The sequence below is a fragment of the Gammaproteobacteria bacterium genome, from assembly GCA_016195665.1.
Taxonomy (GTDB): Bacteria; Pseudomonadota; Gammaproteobacteria; order SURF-13; family SURF-13; genus JACPZD01.
This window is the reverse complement of record JACPZD010000040.1, coordinates 59,592-84,370: the sequence shown is the minus strand read 5'-3', so window position 1 is coordinate 84,370 and position 24,779 is coordinate 59,592. Positions and strand designations below refer to the sequence as shown.

General features: G+C 55.7%; 21 protein-coding genes. 15 read left to right on the top strand and 6 right to left on the bottom strand.

Annotated elements, in window-relative coordinates; translation table 11 throughout:
- The first annotated feature begins 205 nt into the window (after positions 1-205).
- From HY028_12000 to mutM, 3 genes are read left to right on the top strand one after another with little or no spacing between them, the layout of a single operon-like run.
- Positions 206-1,627, top strand: a complete 1,422-nt coding sequence (locus HY028_12000) for a GldG family protein (protein ID MBI3345551.1) — start codon at positions 206-208, stop codon at positions 1,625-1,627.
- 2 nt (positions 1,628-1,629) lie between these two features.
- On the top strand, positions 1,630-2,568 hold the full coding sequence (locus HY028_11995; GenBank protein ID MBI3345550.1) for a DUF4340 domain-containing protein: 939 nt from the start codon (positions 1,630-1,632) through the stop codon (positions 2,566-2,568).
- 21 nt (positions 2,569-2,589) lie between these two features.
- Entirely contained in the window at positions 2,590-3,405 is an 816-nt protein-coding gene (mutM, locus tag HY028_11990) for a bifunctional DNA-formamidopyrimidine glycosylase/DNA-(apurinic or apyrimidinic site) lyase (protein ID MBI3345549.1), read from the top strand.
- A 151-nt stretch (positions 3,406-3,556) separates the two neighbouring features.
- Here mutM and HY028_11985 read toward each other — a convergent pair whose 3' ends face one another.
- The 3 genes from HY028_11985 to efp form a co-directional block, all read right to left on the bottom strand.
- Positions 3,557-3,766: a cold-shock protein gene (locus HY028_11985; GenBank protein ID MBI3345548.1), complete on the bottom strand. Its 210-nt coding sequence runs from the start codon at positions 3,764-3,766 to the stop codon at positions 3,557-3,559.
- A gap of 274 nt (positions 3,767-4,040) precedes the next feature.
- The gene (genX, locus tag HY028_11980; protein ID MBI3345547.1) at positions 4,041-5,045 is read right to left on the bottom strand and encodes an EF-P lysine aminoacylase GenX; all 1,005 of its coding nucleotides are present in this window, start codon (positions 5,043-5,045) and stop codon (positions 4,041-4,043) included.
- Positions 5,046-5,092: 47 nt separating this feature from the next.
- Complete coding sequence (gene efp / locus HY028_11975; GenBank protein MBI3345546.1) at positions 5,093-5,662, bottom strand: elongation factor P; 570 nt, start codon at positions 5,660-5,662, stop codon at positions 5,093-5,095.
- A 52-nt stretch (positions 5,663-5,714) separates the two neighbouring features.
- Here efp and epmB point away from each other — a divergent pair, with 52 nt between their 5' ends.
- From epmB to HY028_11920, 11 genes are all read left to right on the top strand, one after another.
- Positions 5,715-6,824 carry an EF-P beta-lysylation protein EpmB gene (epmB, locus tag HY028_11970; GenBank protein MBI3345545.1) on the top strand — a complete coding sequence of 370 codons (1,110 nt, stop codon included), beginning with the start codon at positions 5,715-5,717 and terminating at the stop codon, positions 6,822-6,824.
- A gap of 71 nt (positions 6,825-6,895) precedes the next feature.
- Positions 6,896-8,983 (top strand): EAL domain-containing protein, encoded by a 2,088-nt coding sequence (locus HY028_11965; GenBank protein MBI3345544.1) that lies wholly within the window; start codon positions 6,896-6,898, stop codon positions 8,981-8,983.
- 1,232 nt (positions 8,984-10,215) lie between these two features.
- The gene (locus tag HY028_11960; GenBank protein MBI3345543.1) at positions 10,216-10,482 is read left to right on the top strand and encodes a hypothetical protein; all 267 of its coding nucleotides are present in this window, start codon (positions 10,216-10,218) and stop codon (positions 10,480-10,482) included.
- A 100-nt stretch (positions 10,483-10,582) separates the two neighbouring features.
- The gene (locus HY028_11955) at positions 10,583-10,912 is read left to right on the top strand and encodes a type II toxin-antitoxin system HicB family antitoxin (GenBank protein MBI3345542.1); all 330 of its coding nucleotides are present in this window, start codon (positions 10,583-10,585) and stop codon (positions 10,910-10,912) included.
- A 395-nt stretch (positions 10,913-11,307) separates the two neighbouring features.
- Positions 11,308-12,228 carry a GDP-mannose 4,6-dehydratase gene (locus HY028_11950; GenBank protein MBI3345541.1) on the top strand — a complete coding sequence of 307 codons (921 nt, stop codon included), beginning with the start codon at positions 11,308-11,310 and terminating at the stop codon, positions 12,226-12,228.
- Positions 12,221-13,192, top strand: a complete 972-nt coding sequence (gene gmd, locus HY028_11945; GenBank protein MBI3345540.1) for a GDP-mannose 4,6-dehydratase — start codon at positions 12,221-12,223, stop codon at positions 13,190-13,192. Before HY028_11950 ends, gmd begins: the two co-directional genes overlap by 8 nt.
- An 81-nt stretch (positions 13,193-13,273) precedes the next feature.
- Positions 13,274-14,068 carry an ABC transporter permease gene (locus tag HY028_11940; protein ID MBI3345539.1) on the top strand — a complete coding sequence of 265 codons (795 nt, stop codon included), beginning with the start codon at positions 13,274-13,276 and terminating at the stop codon, positions 14,066-14,068.
- Entirely contained in the window at positions 14,065-15,318 is a 1,254-nt protein-coding gene (locus HY028_11935; GenBank protein MBI3345538.1) for an ABC transporter ATP-binding protein, read from the top strand. The genes HY028_11940 and HY028_11935 overlap by 4 nt, the downstream gene beginning before the upstream one ends.
- 7 nt (positions 15,319-15,325) lie before the next feature.
- Positions 15,326-16,912 carry an FkbM family methyltransferase gene (locus tag HY028_11930; GenBank protein MBI3345537.1) on the top strand — a complete coding sequence of 529 codons (1,587 nt, stop codon included), beginning with the start codon at positions 15,326-15,328 and terminating at the stop codon, positions 16,910-16,912.
- On the top strand, positions 16,902-20,678 hold the full coding sequence (locus HY028_11925; GenBank protein MBI3345536.1) for a glycosyltransferase: 3,777 nt from the start codon (positions 16,902-16,904) through the stop codon (positions 20,676-20,678). Before HY028_11930 ends, HY028_11925 begins: the two co-directional genes overlap by 11 nt.
- 3 nt (positions 20,679-20,681) lie before the next feature.
- Complete coding sequence (locus tag HY028_11920) at positions 20,682-21,920, top strand: methyltransferase domain-containing protein (protein ID MBI3345535.1); 1,239 nt, start codon at positions 20,682-20,684, stop codon at positions 21,918-21,920.
- Between the two features lie 520 nt (positions 21,921-22,440).
- On the opposite strand, the gene HY028_11915 is transcribed toward HY028_11920, so the two are convergent.
- Entirely contained in the window at positions 22,441-22,608 is a 168-nt protein-coding gene (locus tag HY028_11915; protein MBI3345534.1) for a four helix bundle protein, read from the bottom strand.
- A gap of 317 nt (positions 22,609-22,925) precedes the next feature.
- On the opposite strand from HY028_11915, the gene HY028_11910 reads away from it, so the two are divergent.
- On the top strand, positions 22,926-24,056 hold the full coding sequence (locus HY028_11910) for a glycosyltransferase family 4 protein (protein MBI3345533.1): 1,131 nt from the start codon (positions 22,926-22,928) through the stop codon (positions 24,054-24,056).
- Positions 24,057-24,182: 126 nt separating this feature from the next.
- On the opposite strand, the gene HY028_11905 is transcribed toward HY028_11910, so the two are convergent.
- A complete protein-coding gene (locus HY028_11905; protein MBI3345532.1) occupies positions 24,183-24,413 on the bottom strand; it encodes a DUF2283 domain-containing protein in 231 nt (76 codons plus the stop codon).
- 15 nt (positions 24,414-24,428) lie between these two features.
- On the bottom strand, positions 24,429-24,677 hold the full coding sequence (locus HY028_11900; GenBank protein MBI3345531.1) for a DUF4258 domain-containing protein: 249 nt from the start codon (positions 24,675-24,677) through the stop codon (positions 24,429-24,431).
- Between the last annotated feature and the right edge of the window lie 102 nt (positions 24,678-24,779).

Below are 24,779 nucleotides of genomic sequence, written 5' to 3'. Positions count from 1 at the left end.
CATCTAAGGTGGGGGTGGTTGAAATACCTTGATGCATAGGGCTTTTCACCCCCATCCCAACCTTCCCCCGTGGAGGGGGAAGGGGTGAAAGATGCGGCAATATTTGCGTCCCCATGTATAGAAAGAAATTGGACTGAGAGGATAACTATTTTGATTTTCTTCGCGAGCTTGGCGCCTTGGCGGTTGAACAGTCGTTTTTAGAATTATGGACGTTACGCCTAAATCCCGTCTCCAACTGCGGCTGCAAAATGCGCTGTTTGTGATACTGTTTCTTGGTGTGATGGGCCTTCTGGGATGGCTTAGCACCCGCTATAGCTATGAGGCCGATTGGACCGCTAGCGGCCGCAACACCCTCTCCCACGCCAGTCAAACACTGTTAAAAAAACTTGCCGGGCCTGTCACCTTCACCGCCTATGCCCGCGAGACGGGAACGCTGCGCAGACAGATCACGGAACTGGTGAATCATTACAGGCGCTACAAGCCCGATATCGAGCTGCGCTTCGTGAATCCTGATACCGATCCCGAGCGGGTGCGTCAGTTGGGTGTCACCGTGGACGGGGAACTGCACATCGCATACGCGGGACGCAACACCAAGGTTCAGTCGCTCAGCGAACAAACCCTGAGCAACGCCCTGCAACGGGTGGCCCGCTCCGGGCAGCACTGGGTGGTATTTTTGTCGGGGCACGGTGAGCGCAATCCGCACGGCGCCGCCAACCATGATCTCGGCGATTTCGGACGTCATTTGCTGGATAAGGGCGTCAACGTGCAGATCCTCGCCCTGACCGATAAGCCGCAGATTCCCGTCAACACCACGGTGCTGGTCATCGCCGGCCCGCAGGTGGACCTGCTGCCGGGTGAGGTCAATCTCATTCAGGATTACATCCGCGCAGGAGGCAATCTGCTTTGGCTCAGTGATCCCGGCCCGCTGCACGGACTGGAGCCGGTCGCCGAGCAGCTTGGCATCGAGTTTCAACCCGGCGTCATCGTCGAGCCGGCCGCCCAATTGCTAGGCATCAAGCGTCCCGACGTGGCGCTGGTCGCGGACTATCCGCCCCACCCTGTTACTCAGGATCTGCACACACTGACCGTTTTTCCGCAGGCGAGCGGGATGGATCTCAAGACGCCCGAAGGCTGGCAGGGCCAAGTGTTTCTGGAGAGCGGCGCGCGCAGCTGGTCGGAGACCGGTGACTTGAATGGCGAGATTGCAATGGATCGCGGCAAGGATGTAGCCGGGCCTCTCGCCATCGGAGTGAGCCTGACCCGTGAGGCGCCGCAAACTTTTGACGCACAGGGAAGCGCTAATGTCGCGGGAGGCAGGATGCCGAGGGCGACCGGTAACGCCGGTGCGGATAAAATGGAACAGCGCATCATCGTCATGGGGGACGGGGATTTTTTGTCTAACGCCTTTCTCGGCAACGGCGGCAATCTGGACTTGGGATTGAACCTCGTGAATTGGCTGAATCACGACGATACCCTCATCGCCGTGGGGTCGCGCACCGCGCCCGACACCACGCTCAACCTGTCGCGCACGGCCACCGCAGTGATTGGTCTTGGGTTCCTGTTTTTTCTGCCCCTGCTGCTGCTCGGCTTCGGCCTCAGCGTCTGGCTTAAGCGGCGCAAGCGTTAGCGATGGATTCGCGCACCTGGCTCAACCTGGGATTGCTGATTCTGGCCGGCGCGTTGGCCATCGTGGCGGTGTATCTGCCCGGCGTAAAAAAAACCGCACCGTTGCCCGCACTGACTTCGCTCACCCCCGCGGCGATCACCTCAATCCGCATCGAGCGCAAGGCACAGCCTGCCATCGCCCTGAAAAAAGAAGCGTCCGGCTGGCGCTTGACCGAACCGTTGCAGTTACCGGCCAACACGGGAGTAGTGGAAAGTTTGCTTGGCCTTACACAGGCGGCGAGTCACGCGCAGTGGGTGGCCGCAGGCTTGGATCTGGAAAAATTCAAACTTAAGTCACCGCGCATCCGCGTGCGTCTGAACGATGTGGAACTCGGCTTCGGCGACACCGAGCCAGTGGAAGGACGGCGCTATGTACTGGCTGGAAACACCGTGCACCTTATTACCGACGGCTATTATCCCAAGCTGATCGCTCCGCCTGCGTCCTTTGTAAGCCTCGCACTGTTGCCCGGCCCGGAACCGTTAAAGGAAATCGAACTGCCGGGGCTCACATTAAGGCACGACGCGCAAGGCTGGTCGGCGCAGCCGGGCGCTTCTGACGCACAGGGAAGAGCGACAGCGAAGGGTTCTGCTAATGTCGCGGGAGGCAGGATGCCGGAAGCGACCCCTGACGCCGTCAATACCCTGGCGCAGGAATGGACGGCCGCGCAGGCCTTGCAGGTCAGCCTTTATACCGCTCCCGTCTCTCAGATTAAACCCGTCGAAACCATCACATTGCGGCAACAAGGTGCTCAACCGCCTCTGCGCTTCATCATCGTGAGCCGCGCGCCGGAGCTGATCCTCGCGCGCCCGGAACTTGGGGTGCAGTATCATCTCCCTCAAGATGCGGCCCAACGTCTGCTGATGCTGCCCGCTGCCGAACCCGCCGATAAATCATCACCCTAGCAGCATCTATCGTTCCAACCCATGCCTGAACTTCCCGAAGTCGAGACCACCCGGCGTGGTATCGCGCCGCACATCATCGGCAACAAGGTCGCTGAGGTGCGCGTGCGCGACGCGCGCCTGCGCTGGCCTGTTTCACCCGCCCTGGCTCGTCAGCTTCCCGGGCAAGTCATCGTCAGTGTGGAACGGCGCGCGAAATACCTGCTGCTGCGCACTGCGCGGAACTGCCTGTTGCTGCATCTCGGCATGTCGGGCAACCTGCGCATCGTCCCGAGCGAAACACCCGCCGAGAAGCACGATCACCTCGACGTGGTATTCTCCAATCGCATTTGTCTGCGCCTGCGCGACCCGCGGCGCTTCGGTGCGGCGATCTGGACCGGCGCCGATCCGCAACGGCATTCATTGCTGGCTGGTCTAGGGCCGGAACCTTTGGAGGCCGAGTTCGACGGCGATTACCTCTTCCAGCACGCACGCGGCCGGCATGTCGCCATCAAGCAGTTCATCATGGACAGCCGCATCGTGGCGGGTGTGGGAAATATCTACGCCAGTGAGGCGCTGTTTCTCGCCGGGATTCATCCACTGCGCTCCGCGGGGCGCATCAGCAGGATGCGTTATGAAGATTTGGCGAACACCGTCAAGCGGGTACTGCACAAGGCTATAGAAAACGGCGGCACAACATTGCGGGATTTTTACGCGAGCGACGGCACACCCGGTTATTTCAAGCAACAACTGAGGGTTTATGGACGGGAGGGGTTACCCTGTACGGGATGCGGACAAGCTATTGTGTCGGCAAGACAAGGACAACGTGTGACGTATTACTGTACGCGCTGCCAGCGCTGACGCACTCAGCATCTTATATTGAAGGAACGAAGGAGCAGCCGCTGCCTTGCACTACAGGGGGGATGTGCAAGGCTGGCCGACACTGCTCCCGCGTTGACTGTGATACACGCGCCCGCCCTACGGACGGACGCGGTGCTTACGGAAGTACTGCTTAGCCCTTCGCGGGGATTACTTTGGTCGCCTGCATGCCCTTGGGGCCGCGGGTGGCTTCAAACTCCACCTGCTGTCCCTCGACCAGAGACTTGAATCCTTCAGACTGGACCGTAGAGAAATGAACGAACACGTCGTCACTGCCATCAGTCGGGGTGATAAAACCAAAACCTTTTGCATCATTGAACCACTTTACATTACCACTTTGCATAAAATCCTCATTACTAGTTTAAAAAATCTGATTAACGCGGTGTTGAAGCACGGAGAAGTGCATCCTAAAAAAGCAGGTTACATCAACCAACGGGGACTCCAATCACTCGCGTCTCTGTCAGACGTGGGACAAATGGTATAGAAAGTCGAGTGTAAACACAAGCTATTCATAAATATAAACACCCTATTTTACCTGCCTCCACCCTGTCCCCTTTTGCGCTTCGTAAGGATAACGCAGAAGTGTAGTCTTACTTACTGACTTATAAGTAATTTTATTAGGCGCGCTCAAGCGGGAAGCTTACCACTTCGTCAATACCGGCGACGCCTATGGCCAACATGACCAGCCGATCCACACCCACCGCCACGCCGGCGCAATCCGGTAGGCCCGATTCCAACGCGGCAAGCAGACGTTCATCCATCGGCACCAGCAGGGTGCACAACTTCGCACGCTTTTTGATATCGGCCTCGAAACGGCGGCGTTGCTCGATGCCGTCCCCCAGCTCGTGATAGCCGCTCGCCAGTTCGATGCCGTTCACATATAACTCGAAGCGCTCCGCTACCGGATAGGGCTGCGCCGGCGAGCCGGGCCGGATGCGCGCCAAGACAGCCTGTGAGGCCGGGTAGTCGTATAAAAAACACAACCGCTGTTGGCCGAGCTTCGGCCCCACCACGTGGGTAAGCAACAGGTCGAGCCAGCCATCACGGTCATCCATACCCAGTCCTCGAACCAACCCGATGCCGTGGTCACGGGCGCAGTCGCGCAATTCTTTCATGGGAGCCGCGAGTGGGTTTACCTCAGCGTAGAGCGCAAAGGCCTCGGCATAGGTGAGACGCTCACTGGGCTCACGAAGGGCGGCCTCGCCGAGCAAATCCGTGACCAATTCCTCCGTCTCATCCATCAGGACCTGATGATCGAACCCCGGGCGATACCACTCCAGCATCGTGAATTCGGGATTGTGTATCCGGCCGCGCTCGCCGTTGCGGAACACCTTGCAGATCTGATAGATCGGCCCACTACCCGCCGCGAGCAGGCGTTTCATGGCGAACTCCGGCGAGGTGTGCAGATACAACTCCAGGCCATGAGCACCCGGTACTGTGTAGTGCGTCCTGAAGCTATCGAGATGGGGCGCTGTGGCTGCGGCGGACGACAACAGCGGCGTTTCGACCTCCAGCACACCGCGCGCGGCGAAGAACGCGCGGATAGCCGCGAGCAGTTTGGCGCGTGCCTCTAGAGTTTCTCGCGCCGCGGTGGGGCGCCAATCAAGGGTTTGCAATCGGATTTGCGAACAAACTCGCACCTACATATGTAGGGCCGAATTCATTCGGCCTACTCTTTCGCCCGCGACACGTATTCCCCAATCCGCGTATCTATCTTGAGCAGATCGCCGATCTCGATAAATAACGGCACCCTGACAACGGCGCCAGTCTCCAGTGTGGCGGGCTTCCCTCCACCGCCGGAGGTGTCTCCACGCAGCCCCGGATCAGTGTCTACCACACGCAGCACCACGAAGTTGGGCGGCGTAATTTGCAGCGGTGTGCCGTTCCACAAGGTCACCGTACAGACATCTTGCTCCTTGAGCCATTTTCTTGCCTCGCCCACTGCGTTACTATCTGCAACATGTTGTTCAAAGGTGTCCGGCACCATGAAGTGCCAGAATTCGCCGTCGTTATAGAGATATTGCATCTCGATGTCCACGACATCCGCCGCTTCGAGGGTGTCGCCTGATTTGAAGGTGCGCTCGATGACCCGGCCGTTTTTGAGATTTCGTATCTTGACGCGGTTAAAAGCCTGACCCTTGCCGGGTTTTACAAATTCGTTTTCAACAATGGCGCAGGGATCCCCGTCCATCATCACCTTAAGCCCGCCTCTGAATTCGTTGGTGCTGAATGTAGCCATGTTATCCTCTTACGGGGACGATAACGTCCCATTGAAATTTTATAAAGTGCCTATGATACCCCGAACCTTTGACGTACAGGGAAAAGCGATAGCGAAGGGCTCTACTAATGTCGCGGCAGGCAGGGCGCCGGGAGCAATCCCCGCTGGGCAGCCCGCCCCCTGGCAAATGGAGCTGGCGCAGGCCGTGAATGATCCTGCGCAACTGTTGAGGGCCTTGGAGCTGGAACCGTCGCTAGGCTGTATGGCCTCTGGCCGTGATTTCTCTTTAAGGGTGCCGCAGAGCTATATCGCCCGGATGCGCAAGGGCGACCCCCACGACCCCTTGTTGCGTCAGGTGTTGCCCATTGTTGAAGAGCAAGCCGTTGCATCAGGATTCAGTTACGATGCCGTCGGCGACATCAAAGCCATGACGATCCCGGGTCTGCTGCATAAGTATCACGGGCGCGTACTGCTGATCACCACCGGGGCCTGCGCCGTCCACTGCCGCTACTGCTTCCGCCGTCATTTCCCCTACGCTGATGCCAATGCCGCTACAGGACAGTGGGAAGCCGCGCTGGATTACATCCGCGCGGACACTTCCATCCGGGAAGTCATTTTGAGCGGCGGCGATCCGCTGAGCTTGACAGACCAACGCCTGGCGGTACTCGTGAACCGGTTGGCGGAGATTCCGCACATGCATACCCTGCGAGTCCATACGCGGCTGCCTATCGTGCTGCCTGCGCGGGTGAACGACGCCCTGCTCGCCTGGCTGACCGGCGGCCGCCTCAAGCCGGTCATGGTCGTACACGTCAATCACGCCAATGAAATTGACGACGCGGTGCGCGCGGCGCTCGGGCGTTTCACCGCCGCGCATGTCCCGTTATTCAACCAGTCGGTATTGCTGCATGGGGTGAATGCCTCGGTCACAGCCCTAGCCGGTCTCAGCCACGCCCTGTTTAACGCCGGCGTAACGCCTTACTATCTTCACATGCTGGACCGGGTGCAGGGCGCGGCTCACTTCGAGGTGGATGAGGTCACGGTCTGCCGCTTGCTGGACGAGCTGCGTCGAATCTTGCCGGGATACCTAGTGCCGCGCCTGGTGCGCGAGCGGGAAGGCGCGCCAAATAAGCTCCCGGTTCCCACACCCCCGCACAGCCCACCTAAAACTAGCGCAGATGCTTGACACCACATCCTTAATCGTTGACCCTAGCGGCAGTATAAATTGGCATAATTAGTGCAGCATAAAAGACCGCCATGAAGAAAGAAAACGTCCTCCGGCTGGTCATCATTGATGACTCCTCCAACGACGCGGAAATGATTACCAACGTGCTGCGCCGCGCCGGTTACGGTGTGCGCGCCACGCGCGTCACCGGCGCCGAGGACTTGCAAACGGCTATTGACCAATCTGCGGATCTGATCCTGTGCGCCTCACAGTTGAGTGAATTCAGCCCGCTCGATGCGCTTCCCGTACTGAAGGCGTCAGGCAAGGATATACCTTTTATTGTGGTCTACGACAAGATCAACGATAAAACCATTTTGGAACTCATGCAGGCCGGCGCGCGCGATCTGGCGCCCAAAGATCAGCCTGAACGCCTGCAGTTTGTGGTAGGCCGTGAGTTTAACGACCTCGAAGAGCGGCGCGCCCATCGGCGCATTGACAAAATGTTCCGCGAGAGCGAGAAGCGCTGCCGCTCATTGCTCGACAGTTCCCGCGATGCGATCGCCTATGTACACGAAGGCATGCACATCTACGCCAACGGGGTTTACCTGACCATGTTCGGCTACCAAAGTCTTGAGGATATCGAAGGCACCCCGATCATGGACATGGTCGCGGCCGAGGGGCATGCGCAATTCAAAGACTTTCTGCGTCAATACGCAAAGCAGTCGGAGGCCATGCAGCAAATCGAGATCCAAGGGGTACGCTCCGATGGCGCCCAATTCAACGTGGGCATGGAATTCACACCGGCCAGCATAGACGGCGAAATCTGTACCCAGATTATTATCCGGGATCTTTCACTCAGCAGCGAATTGGAGAGCCGGCTCAAATCCCTGAGCAAAGAGGATCTCCTCACCGGTCTTTATAACCGTCAACATTTCATGGAAGAACTGGACACGGCGGCCGCCAAGGCGGCTAACGGCGGCGAGGCCTGCACCTTGCTCTATGTCGGGCTCGATAACTTTTCAAAGATTCAGGAAAATGTCGGCATTGCAGCAAGCGATCTCGTGCTGGGCGATATCGCGGCGCTATTGCGCGGTAAGGTGGGCGAGGCCGACTTAGCGGCCAGATTCGGCGACGACGTCTTCACTATTTTAGTCCGCAATAAGGATGTGGGCCATGCCTTGAAACTGGCGGAAGAACTGCGCAAGGCCGTGGAAGAAAACGTCTCCGATGCGGGCGGGCAATCGGTCACAACGACGTGCAGCATCGGCGTCATCCAGATCGGCGAAAATACACCCGATAGCCGAGAGATTTTGAACCGTGTCAGCAAGGCCTGCATGGCGACCCAATCCGGCGGCGGCAACAAGGTGCACCTTTACAACCCGGTACTGGAAGACCAAAGCGCCAAGGCGAGATTGCAACAATGGGTGAACCGTTTGCAGGATGCCGTCACGCATCAGCGTCTGCGCCTGGTCTATCAACCCGTCGTCAATCTACACGGCGCGCCCCAGGAGTTTTATCAGGTGCTGCTGCGCATGCAGGATGAAAACCGCAACGAGATCCCTCCCGATGAGTTCATCCCGGCCGCCGAGGAGACGGGACTCAACCCCGCCATAGACCGGTGGGTCATCGAACACGCCATCGAGGCGCTGGCCGCCAAACGGCGCGGCGGCGGCAAGACCCGCTTTTTTATCAAGCTCTGCGGGGAAACCATCAAGGACGAAAACCTGCTTCCCTGGCTCAGCGAACGTATCAAGACGGCAAGGCTGGAGGGAGACAGCCTCCTCTTCGAGGTCAGCGAAAGCGCCGCGTTCCATTATCTAAAGAACACTCAAATCCTGATGAAGGGGCTGAAAGAATTGCATTGCCACTTCGCGCTGAGCCGTTTCGGCTGTGATGCAAATTCGATTAATAATCTCAAGCGTTACCCTGCCGGAATCGCCTATCTAAAAATTGACAGCTCGCTGCTCACCAATATGGCCGCTAACCCGCAAAATCAGACTGCGGTAAAGGCCATCAACGAAGCCGCTCATGCAGCCCATATCATGACCATCGCCGAGCGCGTGCAGGATGCCGGAAGCCTCGCCGTGTTGTGGCAGTTGGGTGTGGACTATGTGCAGGGTTACTATCTGCAAAAGCCAAGTGATTCGCTGGATTATGATTTTTCGGGTGAGGGGGGGTAAAAACAGATACAAGATACAAGTTTCAAGATACGAGAAGAACCGAAACCCCGGGGTGTTAAACTTGTATCTACTTGGCTGACCCCTCCTCTTGTTGCCAGTAGCTGTTTTTCTTATGGAGGACGAATCTACTTCCAGGACGTGTCGGACTTAAGTGTCCCTTTTCGAAGGCCCCGGTGATGAGGTTTCTCTCAATTCTTCCAGTGAACTTCCCCAGGAACGACGCGCTTTCAGGTAAAGTGAATTCGAGCTTGTTTTTATTCACATTGCCTTATGTTTTGTCTCCCGCTTCGCGTCCGACAAAACATCCGGCCCTCCGGCTACGCGGGGGTCGTCGCACACCGCTCGTCCGCTATCGCTCCCTCGCTTCCTGTGCTCCTTCGCTGAGGGGAGTAATGATGTAACTGACTGTACTAACGTAATCTTAGCATCAGGGCTAGACACAATTTCGGCATTCGCATTCAATATCAATAGCTGTGTTGCCAATAAGGCAATTAGGATTATTTTCTTCATTACTATTCTCCGGTAGTTATCTATATACTATAGCCGTGGTAGAGAGGGCACGTTTTTGTGCCCACTCGGATTCAAACAATGTGGGTAGACTACCCACCACCAAGCTCCATAGCAGCAGCGTTTAAGGAACAATGCCAATCTGTTTTACATCTTCCATACCGCCATTCATAGTGCAGGTTCCCAGCTCGTGTACGTAGACTTTCTTGCCCGTAGCGTTGGCCATCATGAGCAGCGCTAGCCAGTTTTTCCCTACTGCGGTGTCCGTGTTGATCGCCCACCATCCGCTGATGGCACAGGTTGGGTTATTAAAATACTGAGAATCAGCCAACCTAAAATGCGAAAAAATTCCTCAACTTAAACTTATTGAGTTAACGCGGATATCCACTGGCACGGCAAGTTGCTCACCCGCTTTTACGCCGCTTATATAAAAAAACACACACACCCGCCATTACAAAGTTGAGCAATAATTTGTTCATTTTTGTCTCTCCGGTTAATTGCGACTCCCTTGTGCATGCCTTTCTAAAAAGCGCTCAACCGTCCATCCCGAAACTGAGAATCTGACAGTTCGTCGTTTCATATTGAACAAAATAGGTTCCGTTGCTGGACTTTACAAACATGTAAAGCGCCATGAACCGACTGGCTTTTTCTGACGTTCCTGGTATAGCATACGCTTTACTCCAGCTTGGTAAGCTGAACTAATTACATTGGCCTGAACCATAAGGTTGCAGGCCGACCCCTATATTCAGGCCCCGGGTAACCTGCAAAGCTACAACCGCTACAGTTATGTCATCAACAACCCGCTCAGCCTCACCGACCCGAGCGGATACAACTGGTGGTCGGATTTGTGGAAGAGCTTCGGCAGGATCGTTCTGGCGGTAGCCGTAGCGTGGGTTACAGCAGGATGGGGCTCCAGTTGGTATCTGAGTTCGTTAGGGATAACGGCACAAACTGCCGGCATCGGAGGTGTTACCGCAGTGGCATCCGTGTGATGGAACGATTTGAATACGCTGTTACTTTGACGCCTGCCGATGAAGGTGGTCTTGTGGTGACCTGCCGCGATCTTCCCCAGCTATTACGCAAGGGGAAGATGTGGCGGATGCACTTACTGAAGCTGCCGATGCGCTGGATGAGGTGTTTGCAGCCTATATGCAAGGAAAGCTGGATTTTCCTGCTCCGAGCAAAGCGCGACGCGGCGAATACATCGTGGCGCCGCCTGCGGAAACAATGGCAAAAGCCGCTTTATACGTTGCGATGAAAGAGGCACGGATTACCAACGTACAGCTTGCCAAGCGGCTTGGTGTCGATGAGAAGGAGGTTAGACGCCTGTTCGACCCTCACTACGCATCGAAGTTGCCGCGCATAGCACAAGCAGTCGCCTTGTTAGGCAAGCGTTTGGTAATCGGACTGGAAGCAGCGTAACGAAAGGAATCTCTCATCGCGGCAGATCGTCGCGAAAATAGTAAAGAAAAACTGTGTTCGATCCGGTATTAGATTTGGCGGATTCGAGCCTGCCTTATGATGTTTTAACTACACAGGCAGGATGCCTATATCTCATGCCTTCACAGGAAGGCGGGAGATTTGAAGTTACTCATAAATCAGTAATTAAGACTACACTTCATGCTACGTCTCCGCCCCCTATTGAGGGGGCGGGACAGGGTGGGGGTAGAGTAAACAGGGTTTTTACTCAGGAGTCACATTATAACGTTGTAGCCTTATTTTCTGACTCCTGAGTAAAGAGCGGTTTTGGTGATGCTGGATGATCTGTTTGCGGCTGTGTTTGCCATCCTGATGATAAAAATGTTGCTCTTCGCATTATGAAAAAATTGTTGCTGACGGGCCGCAACGGTTTCGTCGGCCAAACCATTCAAAACATCGTCGCGAAGCACGGCGCGCAATATGATTTAGAGCTAGTTATTCCCACGCACGAGCCCGATCTTTCCGACCAGCCCGGTCTTTATGCCATGCTGGCCGATACTCAACCCGACTATCTCATCCACCTCGCGGCGCAGAGTTTCGTGCCCGCGGCGATTAAGAATCCGCGCGAAACTTTCGAGATTAATTTTTTCGGTACTTTGAATTTGCTGCAGACGTTAAAGCAGGCGGATTTCAGAGGACGCATGATTTATGTCGGTTCCGGTGATGTCTACGGCTTGGTGGATACCGAGGCTTTGCCGATTCTAGAAACCTACCCGCTCAAACCGCGCAATCCCTATGCAGTGAGCAAGGTTGCAGCCGAGGCATTGTGTTACCAGTGGAGCCAGACCGAGGGCATGGATGTCGTCATGGTGCGGCCATTTAACCACGTTGGCGCCGGACAAAGCGAACACTTCGTCGTATCAGATTTCGCCAAGCAAGTGACGCAAATCAAGCTGGGGCTGCGTGCACCTGTCCTTGAAGTAGGCGACATCGATGTGACGCGCGATTTTACCGATGTGCGCGATGTAGTCAGGGCTTATCTGCTGCTGCTCCGGCAAGGGTGTTCCGGCGAGGTGTATAATGTCGGCTCGGGCCAGGAACACACGGTCCGGGCGCTGTTGGAGGCTTTGCTTGACATCGCTGGTGTCACCGCCACGATCACGCAAAATGCCGTCCGATTGCGCCGCGCCGAGCAGCGGCGGGTGTACGCCTCGCCCGCCAAGCTGTTTAAGGAAACCGGCTGGCAGCCGCAAATCAAGATCGAACAGTCATTGAAAGACGCTTTAATGGATTGGGAGCAAAAACTAAAAAATGGCTAAGCACGCACTCGTCACCGGCGTCACCGGGCAAGATGGCGCCTATTTGACAAAGTTGCTGTTGGACAAGGGGTATGAAGTTTACGGCGTGATCGCGCGGCGCGGCAGCGACACGCTATGGCGGCTGCGTGAACTGAAGGTTGAGCAGCAGGTGCGCTTGCTCAATGCCGATTTGATTGACCTGTCATCCCTGATCCGCGCCATGGAGCGGGCCGAGCCACAAGAGGTATACAACCTCGGCGCACAAAGCTTTGTTAGCACTTCCTGGGAGCAACCGATTCTCACCGCTCAGGTGACCGGCGTATCGGTCGTCAACATGCTGGAGGCAATCCGCCAGACCAACCCTGAAGCGCGTTTTTATCAGGCTTCCACCAGCGAAATGTTTGGCCTCATTCAGACGGAGAAGCAAGACGAGAAAACGCCCTTCTATCCCCGCAGTCCTTACGGGGTCGCCAAACTTTACGGGCATTGGATGACCATAAACTACCGCGAGAGCTTTAATATCCATGCCAGCAGCGGCATCCTTTTTAATCACGAATCGCCGTTGCGCGGCATTGAATTCGTAACTCGCAAAGTGACCGACGCCGTTGCCCGGATCAAACAAGGCAAACAAAAAGAATTGCGTTTGGGCAATATCGACGCCAAACGCGATTGGGGTTTCGCGGGGGATTACGTCGAAGCGATGTGGCTCATGCTGCAGCAGGAAAAGCCGGATGATTACGTGGTAGCGACAGGGCGCACGACTACGGTTCGGGATATGTGCAGAATCGCCTTCTCCCATGTGGGCCTCAATTATGAGGATCATCTTGTAATAGACCCCGAATTCTTCCGTCCCGCTGAAGTAGATATCCTACTCGGGAATCCTGCAAAGGCCAAAGAAAAGCTGGGGTGGGAAGCAAAAACCAGTCTCGAAGATCTCATTGCCATGATGGTGGACGCCGATATGCGGCGGGTAGAAAGAGAATGACCATGCTTGTGCCCGTCATTCTCCCCGACGGCGCAGGGCTGTGGCTGGTTTCCCGGCTCGCCACGCTGGTCGGAGGCTGACATGAACGACATGCTTCTCAGCGCCTGGCGCTACCGCTATTTCATCCTCTCGTCCATCAAAACCGAGCTTCGCACCAAATTTATACGCAGCCGTTTGGGTGGGCTATGGATGATTCTGCACCCGCTGTCGCAGGCGCTCATCTTTGCCTTTGTGCTCTCAGCGGTGCTGTCCGCCAAGTTGCCGGGCATCGACAATCAATACGCCTACGCCATCTACCTGATGGCTGGCATTTTGGGCTGGTCGCTGTTTGCTGAAATCGTCAACCGCTGCCTGACCCTGTTCATCGACAACGGCAACATCCTAAAGAAATTGGTGTTCCCCAGAATTGCCTTGCCGCTCATCGTCACCGGCAGCGCTTTGGTTAACAACGCACTCCTCTTTGTGGCCATTCTGGCTATTTTTGGCGTACTGGGGCACTTGCCCGGCACCGCACTCATTTGGCTGCCCGCACTCATGGTGGTCAACATTGCCTTGGCGCTTGGGCTGGGCTTGGCCTTGGGCGTGCTCAACGTTTTTATGCGGGACATCGGACAGATCGTTCCTGTGATCTTGCAATTCCTGTTCTGGTTCACCCCCATCGTTTACATGGCCACCATCATTCCAGAGCAATACCGGACCTGGCTGGTGTTCAATCCAATGATTCCCATCGTCACGGGTTACCAAAACGTGCTGCTGTACAACCGCGCGCCCGATTGGTCCGGTCTGGGCGTGATTGCCCTTATTGCTCTAGCGCTGCTCGCTTTTTCCCTGCTGCTGTTTCGCAAAGCCAGCCCTGAAATGGTGGACCAATTATGAGCGGCGAACTGCACGTACAAAACCTGGGCAAATCCTACCGCCAATGGGGCAGCGAATGGCGGCGTGTGGCCTCCTGGTTTGCGCCGGCCATCCGACCGCGTGAGGAACACTGGGTGCTCAAAGATGTCACCTTTTCCATAGGCCCCGGCGAAGCGGTCGGTATTGTCGGTCAAAACGGCGCTGGCAAAAGCACCCTGCTCAAGCTCATCACCGGCACCACCCGCCCCACCCAAGGGCAAGTGCTGTTACGTGGCCGCGTGGCGGCTATTCTGGAGCTGGGCATGGGCTTCAACCCCGACCTTACGGGCCGGCAAAACGCTTACCACTCCGCTGGCCTCATGGGCCACAGCCAAGCCGACATCGAACGCGCCATGCCTGAAATCGAGGCCTTTGCTGAAGTGGGCGAGCATTTCGACCAGCCGATCAGAACCTACTCCAGCGGCATGCAAATGCGTGTGGCGTTTGCCGTGGCCACAGCCTTCCGGCCAGATGTTCTAATCGTCGATGAGGCGCTTGCCGTCGGCGACGCATTCTTCCAGGTCAAGAGCTTTGCGCGGATCAACGAATTCAAGCGGCTAGGGACCACGATCCTGTTCGTCTCGCACGACGTGGGCTCGATCAAGACGTTGTGCGACCGCGCGATCTTGCTCTCCGAGGGCCGGGTCGAGCGCGATGGCAATGCCGTCGCGGTGTCGGATTACTACTCGGCGCTCATCACCAGCCGGCTTGTCGCCGAGCACATTGTCCAAGACACTGCGTCCGGGTTTCCGGTGACCCGCTCGGGAACCCGCGAGGTCGAGGTGATTTCTGTCCGGGTTGTCGACGCGGCGGGCGAGGCCAAGGAGGCCTTCTTCTGCGGGGGGCGGGCGCGGGTCGAGGTCTGCGTCGAGATCATGCAGCCGATCCCGAAACTTGTGCAGGGCTTCCTGCTTCGGGATCGGCGTGGCAATGACGTTTACGGCACCAACACGTTCCATCTCGATAAGGTTATCGTCGGCCCGGAGGTCGGGGTACGCTATCGAATCGGTTTCGATTTTGATGTCGACCTGGCCGAGGGCGTCTACTCGGTCTCGGTTGCCTCGGTGAACAGCGACACCGTCCTCTGGCAGAGCTTCGACTGGATCGAGAACGTCGCTATGTTCCGCGTGATCCGTGCCACCCAGCCCTTTTTCATCGGCGTCGCGAGTCTCGAGGTGGCCTGCGAGATCGACGTCGTCGTGACCCCGGCTATGCAGCAGACCGCGATATGACATTGCGATGATTTCCTACGCGCAGAATTTCGAGGATGTGATGCTGGCGCGGGTCTTCGGCGACCACAAGGAGGGGTTCTATGTCGACATCGGCGCGTGTTTTCCCGACGTCGCGTCGGTCACCAAGCATTTCTATGATTGCGGATGGAGCGGCATCAACATCGAGCCGATGGCCGAGCCCTATGAGCGGCTTGCCGCGGAGCGCCCCCGCGATGTGAATCTAAACATCGCGATTGCCGCCTGTACGGGAGACATCGCGATGTTCGAGGGGCCGAGCGTCGGCGAATCGAGTGCTCTGCGGCCCCACGATGCCGCCCGGCCGATTGCCGTGCCGTGTCTCACGCTCGCGGATCTGTGTCGGAAGTACGTGACGTGCCCGATCGATTTCCTCAAAATTGACGTCGAGGGACTCGAGCGGGACGTCGTCATGAGCGGCGACTGGGACGCGTTCCGGCCGACCGTGGTCGTGATCGAGGTCACGCTGCCTTGGAGCACGATGCGGCGACCCGACGCTGTGGAGATTGGCGCCTTTCTCGCAAGCAAAGGCTACGCTGAGGTTTATTTCGACGGCCTCAACGCCTTTTATCTCGCGGCCGAGGCTAGCGATCTCGCGCCGTGGTTTTCCTGCCCTCCCAACGTGCTTGATCGCTTCGTGCAGGCGCGGGAAGCGGAACTTACCGCTGCCGTCGGGCAGGCACAGCAGGAAGCGGCGGCGTCGATGGCGATGGTGGCCGCCGCCGAGTCGCGCGCGACCGATGGGGCCGCCCAGGAGCATGAAAGCCGCCTGCAAGCCCACGCCGAATGGCTGCAAAACGAAGGGGATGCCGCCAAGCAGCGCGTTGAAGAGCTAAGCCAGCGTACTCGCAGCCTTGAAGGCGAACTTGACTCGGAGCGCCAGCGCACGGTGCAGCTTGGAGCCGAGTTACAGGCCGCCCGGGAGCATGAAAGCCGTCTGCAAGCCCATGCCGAATGGCTGCAAAACGAATGGGATGCGGCGAAGATCAAAATTGATGAGATCAACCACTCATCACACCACTGGTGGACCGTGGCTGACCAGTTCAACCGGGAACTACAAGGTGTCTACGCCAGCAAATCCTGGCGAATCACTGCGCCGCTGCGCAAAACCATGCTAACCGCCAAGCGGGCGTTGGCGCTCCCCACACGCACAGTGCGATGGGCGCTTCGCCTGCCCAAGCGCATGGCCAAGCCGCTGGTGGTATGGGTCATGCGCCAGACCCTCGCCAACTCTGGCCTGAAGGCGCGTGCGCTGAGTGTACTGACCAAGCGACCCCAGCTCAAGCAACACCTGCGCCAGTTCGCCATGCGATCGGGCTTGATGGCCGGCGATAGGATGACATCGCCAACCAATCACCCGTCTGAGACGGGCTCCGGCCCACAAAATACTGTTGCTCACTTCACAGTCAACGTTATGTCGCCGGTTACGCAAAGCAGCCCTACCACTTCAGTACCCCTGAGTCCAATTACAAATGCAAACATGACAGCAATGGCACCGGCTGATGAGAATAGCCTGTACGCATCCTTGGTGCGCGCCATGCAGGCATGGCCGTTGGGGAGGCGTATCGATGGCCGATGAAGTGCGGCGCCGCTCTATACGCATACTCATGGACCTTCAAGCGTGCCAAACCTCATGCTCAGGATCTAGAGGCGTTGGGCGGTACGCCAAAGCACTCTTCTCCAACATCGCTAAGGAACGCGGCCAGCGCGATTTATTCGCTCTCGTTGCATCTCATCTTCCCGTTCCGGTCGATCCGGGTGCTGTGGATAACTCGCGCGTGCTCCGGTTTACTCCACCACCAGCCTGGGGTAGCACCCGTGATTATCTGGGAGGTGAGGAAGACACCCTTGATGGGTTGGCGCTTTCTGCATTTGTAGCACCATTGAAGCCAGACATCCTTCATGTCGCGCATGTATTTGAGGGTTTCGGTGAACGTGTCGCTTTGCCCAGTTATAAGCAACGGCTGGCCGGCCAGTTGATTTCAGCGACGCTGTATGACCTTATTCCCCTGCTGTATCAAGATCACTATTTTCAGGACGATAGCTTCCGTAAATGGTATTTCTCTCGCTTGAGCTGGTTGCGTCAAGCGGACTTGCTATTAGCGATTTCGGAATCTTCTCGGCAGGATGCAATCAATCTTCTGGGCATTGAGCCTTGGCGCATAGTAACGATCCACGGTGGGATTTCGCCGCATTTCCGACCGGAGGCTGATCTTGAGGGGTTGCGCCGCGATCTGGTACAGCGTTATGGCTTACGCGAACGCTTCGTTCTCTATACAGGTGGAGATGATCACCGCAAGAACATTCGCGGCGCGATCGCGGGCTATGCGGCTGTTCCCCCGGAGGTAAGAAAAAACTGTCAATTGGTAATTGTCTGTTCCATGGACGATCACCGCAGAAAAATGTATCTTGATGCGGCCCGGCAGGCTGGTCTCAAGTCTAAGGACGTTTTGATTACAGGCTTTATTTCTGAGGAAGATCTCGTAGCCTTTTACAATACGTGCGATGTGTTCGTATTCCCATCCATCTATGAGGGGCTTGGCCTCCCTGTTTTGGAAGCAATGGCCTGTGGGGCGCCTGTGGTCGGCGGCAATAACTCAAGCGTCCGTGAACTCATCATTCGACCTGATGCCTTGTTCGATGCCAGCTCACCCCATTCGATCGGAGACATGATTGGCAACGCATTAACCAACAAAGCATTCACCGAAGACTTACGGCATTATGGCCTGAAAAGATCCAAAGAATTTTCTTGGAAAAATACGGCAGGGCGCGCCATTGATGCGTTTGATGACGCTTTGTCACGCGCAAGAGGTTCAGGTGTACAGTGCGCCGTTCAAGGATGGTTACCGCGCAAGCGTATAGCTGTGTTCAGCCCTCTTCCACCCTGTCGTTCCGGCATTGCAGACTATAACGCCAAGTTTCTACCATACCTCGCACGCCATTTTGACATTGATCTCTATGTCGACAACTATCAGGTCACTGACGAGACGTTGACATCGGCGTTTCGCATTTTTAATGCAAGCGATTTTCATGCTGTCGCGCATGCCTACAATGCGATCCTCTATGAGGTTGGAAACTCCGAGTTCCACGCGCACATGCTGCCTTTGCTCGAAAGGCACCCAGGAATCGTAGTACTACACGATGCGTATCTGAGCGGGCTTTTCGGTTATCTCGACTTTCATTTGGGTGAAACGGGGCGCTATGCTCGGGAAATGCTGACTGCCCATGGGCCAGTAGCACGTCGTTTATTTGCTCCCGTACAGTGTCATCCGGACGCAAATGGGGACGCTATGGTGAATTTGCCTTGTACCAAGCGGGTTATTGATCAAGCCATTGGCATCATTTCACACTCGCCTTTTAATCTCGAAGTTGCACGCCGGCATTACCCCGAAGGTTGGCAGCCTTCTTACCGGATCATTCCACAGATGGTTCCTGTACCGCGAGCTTGGTCAAAGACTGAGCGTGATGAAGCTCGCAAGCAGTTCGATTTTGCTGAGGGTGATATGATTATCGCCACTTTCGGCCACATTGCTTGGACAAAATGGGGAGATCGCCTGCTAGAAGCTTTTTTGAACTCTCCTCTGCGCGATAACCCTAGGGTATACCTTGTCTATGCCGGTGAACTGGCAAAAGACGATTTCGGCCTGCGACTGAAGGATGCTATCAAAAAAGCCAAACTCGGAAAGCGGATACGCATTACCGGCTTTCTCTCCGAACGAGACTATGAGCAATATTTGCGTATTACGGATATGGCTGTCCAGCTACGCACAAAGAGTCGGGGCGGGACTCCGAAAGGCGTACTGGATTGTTTGGCTTTTGGTGTGCCGGTAATCGTTAACAATGACGCAAGTTACACCGACTACCCTGATAACGTAGTAATCAAGCTTGACGCAGAACCTTCGATGGAAGAGATTGCCCAAGGGCTTGTTGATGCATGTTCTGGGCGGGATCTACGAATGGCTTTTGCCCAGGAGGGGCTGGGATATGTACGCGAGCGTCATGACCCCGCCCATTGTGCTGCCGAATATGCGGCTGCGATACATGAATTCATAGAACGCGACCAGCAGCTTCGGCCTAACAACTGGGTTTCAAGTTTCGCGCCACACTTGGCGGATTGTCCAGACCCGCAAGGCGCTGCCCGAGTAGCCGCAGACTGGATTGAACACATCCAAACTTATCAGTTTAGACGGCGTCGCCTGATCATCGACGTGAGTCATATTGCGCAGAGTGACCACCAGACCGGCATCCCGCGGGTGGTCAAACAAATTGTGCAGGGGCTATACTGCTCGGAGCGAACCGATGTCGAGCCACTGGCTGTCGAACTCATCGATGGGGTGCTCCGGGTTGCGAACGCTTGGTTGCGCGGACAAGGCTTGTTGGTATCGCATGAGACGGACTCACAAGCACCAGCCTCTTGCGTTGAATTCCGTGCCGGGGACGTGCTGCTGATGCTAGACTCATCTTGGGCTCGCTACCGCGAGTTTTTCCCAGTATTCGCACAGACGCGCCAGGCAAATGTTCCTGTATACACGGCGATTTATGATCTGCTTCCCTTGACGCTCCCCCCTGAAAATTTTGTTGATGGCGGACCCGAATGGTTTGAAGGCTGGTTCCGCGATGCGGTTTCAGCGAGTGACGGCTTAGTCTGTATCTCTCGAACCATCGCGGAAGATGTGGCAGGCTTTTTGGATAAGGAAACTATTCTGACGAAGTGGCCGAAGATCGGTTTTTGGCATTTGGGATCGGATTTCACACATAAAATAATGCCTAGTGATCTAAACCCGAAAGTATCAGCACTGGCAGATCGGCCTTACCTGCTCATGGTTGGCACGATTGAGCCGCGCAAGTCCCATGCGCTTGCGCTGGACGCTATGGAACGGCTTTGGGCACAAGGACACGAATTGTGTCTGTGCATCGCCGGCAAGGAAGGGTGGATGGTCAACGAGCTAATGGAGAGATTGCACAGTCACCCGCTAGCAGGTAGCAAGTTGTTCTTGATTGAGCATTCTACGGATGCCGATATCGCTTTTCTTTATGCCCAAGCGGCAGGCCTGCTTTTTCTCTCAAAGGGTGAAGGATTTGGCTTGCCTCTGGTTGAAGCAGCCACTCATGGCACGCCGATAATTTGCTCGGACATTCGCGTATTTCACGAAATCGCAGGAGATTTCGCTACCTACGTGAATTTCGAAGACGCGGACTTATTGGCGCGTGAGTTGACGGTGTGGTGGGATAGGAAGCTGGTTCAGCAATTGCCTGACACCCGAAAAATGGCGCGAATGACTTGGGAGCAAAGCGCAGGTGCACTTTTAAGTGTTGTTTTCGATGACAATTGGATGACGGAGTAGCAAGTGAACTTATACAAAGAAATAAAACGCTGCAGAGTAGGAGACTCTGATCACCTCATCTCTGTGCTCAATCTTGGGGTGCAAGCACTGACCGGCGTATTCCCAAAAAGTGCTGACCAGAAGGTAACAGAAGGACCGCTGGAGTTGGTGTTGTGTCCGGACAGCGGGCTTCTACAGCTCAAGCACACTTATGAGCCATCGGAAATGTACGGGGACAACTATGGCTATCGCTCGGGGCTCAATCAATCGATGGTTAACCATCTCACTGACAAAGTGGCCTACCTCGAGCGATTGATTTCGCTCAATCCAGGCGATGTTGTGGTGGACATCGGCAGCAACGATGCCACCACCCTGAAGGCATATCGTAGTGCGGGTATTCGGCGCATAGGTATCGATCCTACCGGCAAGAAATTTTCCCAATACTACCAAACAGACATTGCGCTGGTTCCGGATTTCTTTTCTGCCGATGCGTACCACTCGGTTGAGCAGCGGCCTGCACGGATCGTGACATCAATAGCGATGTTTTATGACCTTGACGCCCCGGTGGAGTTTGCGCGGCAGATCGAGTCTATTCTGGCCGAAGGTGGTATTTGGCATTTCGAGCAGAGTTATATGCCGTCAATGTTACGGACGAATTCTTATGACACCATCTGCCATGAACATCTCGAATATTACTCGCTGGGGGTTGTTAAAACGATTTTGGAGCGAGCCGGCTTGAGGCTGGTGGACGTGGTGATGAATGCAGTTAATGGAGGTAGCTTTGCGGTAACTGCGGCCAAGGTGTCTAACAAGTCGATTAAAGTCAACCAGGCGGTGATCGACTGGCTGCTCGAACAGGAAGACCGTATGGGGTTAAAGACGCCCAAACCGTACCGCGACTTCGAGGAGCGTGTGTTCCGCCATCGCGACGATCTGACGCGCCTGATTCGCTCGCTTAATGCGGATGGGAAAAAGATTCTTGGTTATGGCGCCTCGACCAAGGGCAACGTGCTACTGCAATTCTGTGGTTTTACCGAAAAAGACATCCCGGCAATCGCCGAAGTCAATCCGGATAAGTTCGGTTGTGTAACGCCTGGCAGCCATATTCCTATTGTGTCTGAGGCTGACGCCAAGGCTATGCGGCCAGATTACTTCCTTGTACTACCTTGGCATTTCAAGGACGGCATCATTCGCAGAGAGAAGGAATTTCTTTCCAGTGGCGGGAATATGATTTTTCCCTTCCCCGAGATAGAAATTGTCTAATTGGAAAATTGCTCAAGTCTGGCTCACAGTTAAAATATGTTGTGGGTGAGAAGGTAATCCCGTGCCGCTGCAGTTGACGGGCCCAGTGGTGGGCGCCACCGCAGGCTTCCATCCCAATCTCGCAGCCTGGCTCGATCATGTTCAGCAACACCTTCACCCATTCGGCGCGGCTCAGTCTCCGGCGCCATACCGGCTTCTCATGCCGATCAACCCCGTGAACCTGAAAAACGTTCTTTGCCAAATCTACACCAACGCGGATAATCTTCATCGTGGACTCCTTCTTCCTGGGAACTGGTTTGGGAGACCTCCAGTCTGGCGCCTAGATGCCGTTTAGGGGAGGAGGAGTCCATCCCATTGCCTTATGTTTTGTCTCCCGCTTCGCGTCCGACAAAACATCCGGCCCTACGGCTACGCGGGGGTCGTCGCACACCGCTCGTCCGCTATCGCTCCCTCGCTTCCATGTGCTCCTTCAGAGAGGAGACTCTCAACGTGCGCGGTACGTGAAGCGGCAACTTCCGGATCATGATTTTCGCCTGACGTGATTTCTCAGGCCAAGTATCAGAGCGCGGACGCGATAGATTCTGTCCAGAACCGCTTCGACGTTCGCGTACCCGAGGCGAGAGGCGCTAAGAAGCTGGGCTTCGAGTTCGGCCAACGATCCCAGGGAAATACTCAAAAAGTTGTTCAAAAAACCGTGGTCTGTCCCCGGTTGTCTGTGCGGAAATTCGGGGGTCGAAGGCATCGACGAAACTGTGTACCCGCAACCGGTGAACCATTACGCCGCCAGCAAGCTGATGATGGATCATACATGGTGGCCACCTGGTTGGACGCCATGGCCAAGATCGCTGGCTACTAGATTCAGGTAGATGTAAACTCCGCTTTCGTGCGTGAGAATGAAATAAATCATCTGGCCGGGTGCAATAAGCGGCTTCACCAGGCCCTTGGCGGAGAGAGCTATCCGCCCATCAAAGGGACATTGCGCTGGATGTACGAGGGAGCGGCCTGATGCGCGTTGGCTTGGGCGTCACCGTCCTTAATGCCGGACTGGTTTCTGGCCAGTTGGACGGAATCGGGACTTACACCCGGCATCTCTTGGGGCACTTGTCTGTGGCGCCGGGTTGTTCGCTACAGACCTATGCATTTGCCAAGGGGGCTTTCGATCCCAGGGTGGCTGGCGTACAGCTTCTGCACGGCCGCTATGCGGTCAACGCCGCGCTCACCGCGATATCAGGCGTACCCTTCCCGGGCAGTGCGTCAATCAAGGGCTGTGTTGATCTTTTTCACGCCCCGGACCATTTTATCCCCAAACTGCGTGGTATACCGGTGGTCGCTACCCTTATGGACCCTATTCCCCTGATGCGCCCTGAATGGGCCAGCCGGGGATTGAGGCGCGCAAAGAATTGGTTGTTCCAGCGTATGGTAAGGACAGCGGATCATTATGTCGCCATCTCCGAGTTCGTTGTGGACGACTTAGTACGGTACTTCCAAATCTCTCCGGAAAGGATCACCGTTATTCCGCTTGCCGTGGATAACGTCTACTTTGATCCCGTGGACGAAGATGAAAAGAGGCGGGTCTTGGGCAAGTACAACTTGAAGCCCGGCTATTTCCTGTTTATCGGGACGCTGCAACCCAGAAAGAACTTGGGACGCGTAATTGAGGCGTTTCTGCGTCTGCCGGAGGAAATTAGATATGATCTCCCCTTGGTCATTGCAGGACGCGCGGGCTGGGGAGTGGATGACCTACTTCCCAAACTGGCCGAACTGGATTTGGCTGGCGTTGGGCGTTGGCTAAAATATGTCCCGGAGGAGGATAAACGCGCACTGCTTCAGTCTGCGGGTACATTGGTATTTCCGTCTCTCTATGAAGGATTTGGGCTGCCTGTGCTGGAAGCGTTCGCATCCCGCCTTCCCGTAATTACGTCGAATACCACCTCGTTTCCCGAAGTGGCCGGAGATGCGGCAATTCTGGTCAACCCGGAATCGGTGGACGAAATTACCGAGGCCATGCTTTATGTGGTGAGCAATGGGGCCATCAGAGACAGGTTGATAGAAAAAGGCTTGATTAAGGCTCAGCAGATGACGTGGCGGCAAACGGCGGAAAAGACGTTGGCCGTGTATCGTAAAGTAATTGGTTGATGAGCCTTCGCAAAACTCTCCAATCCCTCCAAGCGCAAGAGACCTTGCTTGAGTGGTGTGATCGGCGGCATGCACGGGTCAGGCGGCGGCGTGAAGAATTCCGCTGGGCGAAGGGTGTCCGGAATTTCATGCCACAAGGGTTATTTCCTGGCGCTGGCCACCTGACTCAACAATCAATGTGCCGTGGTCCTTGGTCAGTTGTTCATTTGCGTTCAGCAACTCAATACCGTAGACGGTACCGTCCGGGGCAATGTCAATGTTCATGTCGTCGCTGATCTTGATAGTCGTCACCTGGCCTGTCTTCTCATGGAACCGTATATATGCAACGTTATACTTCGAATCATAACTGAGTTTCATAACAGCCTCCGCTCATCAAAAGAATTTTACGATTATTGTGATCACCAGCCAACCATCTTCCTCAACGGCGTACGCCTCAACCTGTTTTGTTGAGTATCGTCTGTTATTCCACTCGCCGTCGAATGGAAAGTTACAGCGGAACCCTGTCCTGCCATGCTTGGCGGCGAAACGTTCTCCGCGCTCGATTGTTGCAATAACCTCTTCTTCCGTCGCCCCACGCTCTTGCAATCGATCCTGAGCATGTGGATGCAGTCTGACTTTCATGAGAGAACCTTAGCCTCCAGTGTCGGCGCCACAGATCTACCTCTCGGGTAGAAATCGTCCCGCCCAGGTGGCGCTGACTGACCTCCAGAGCTGACTGTTGCA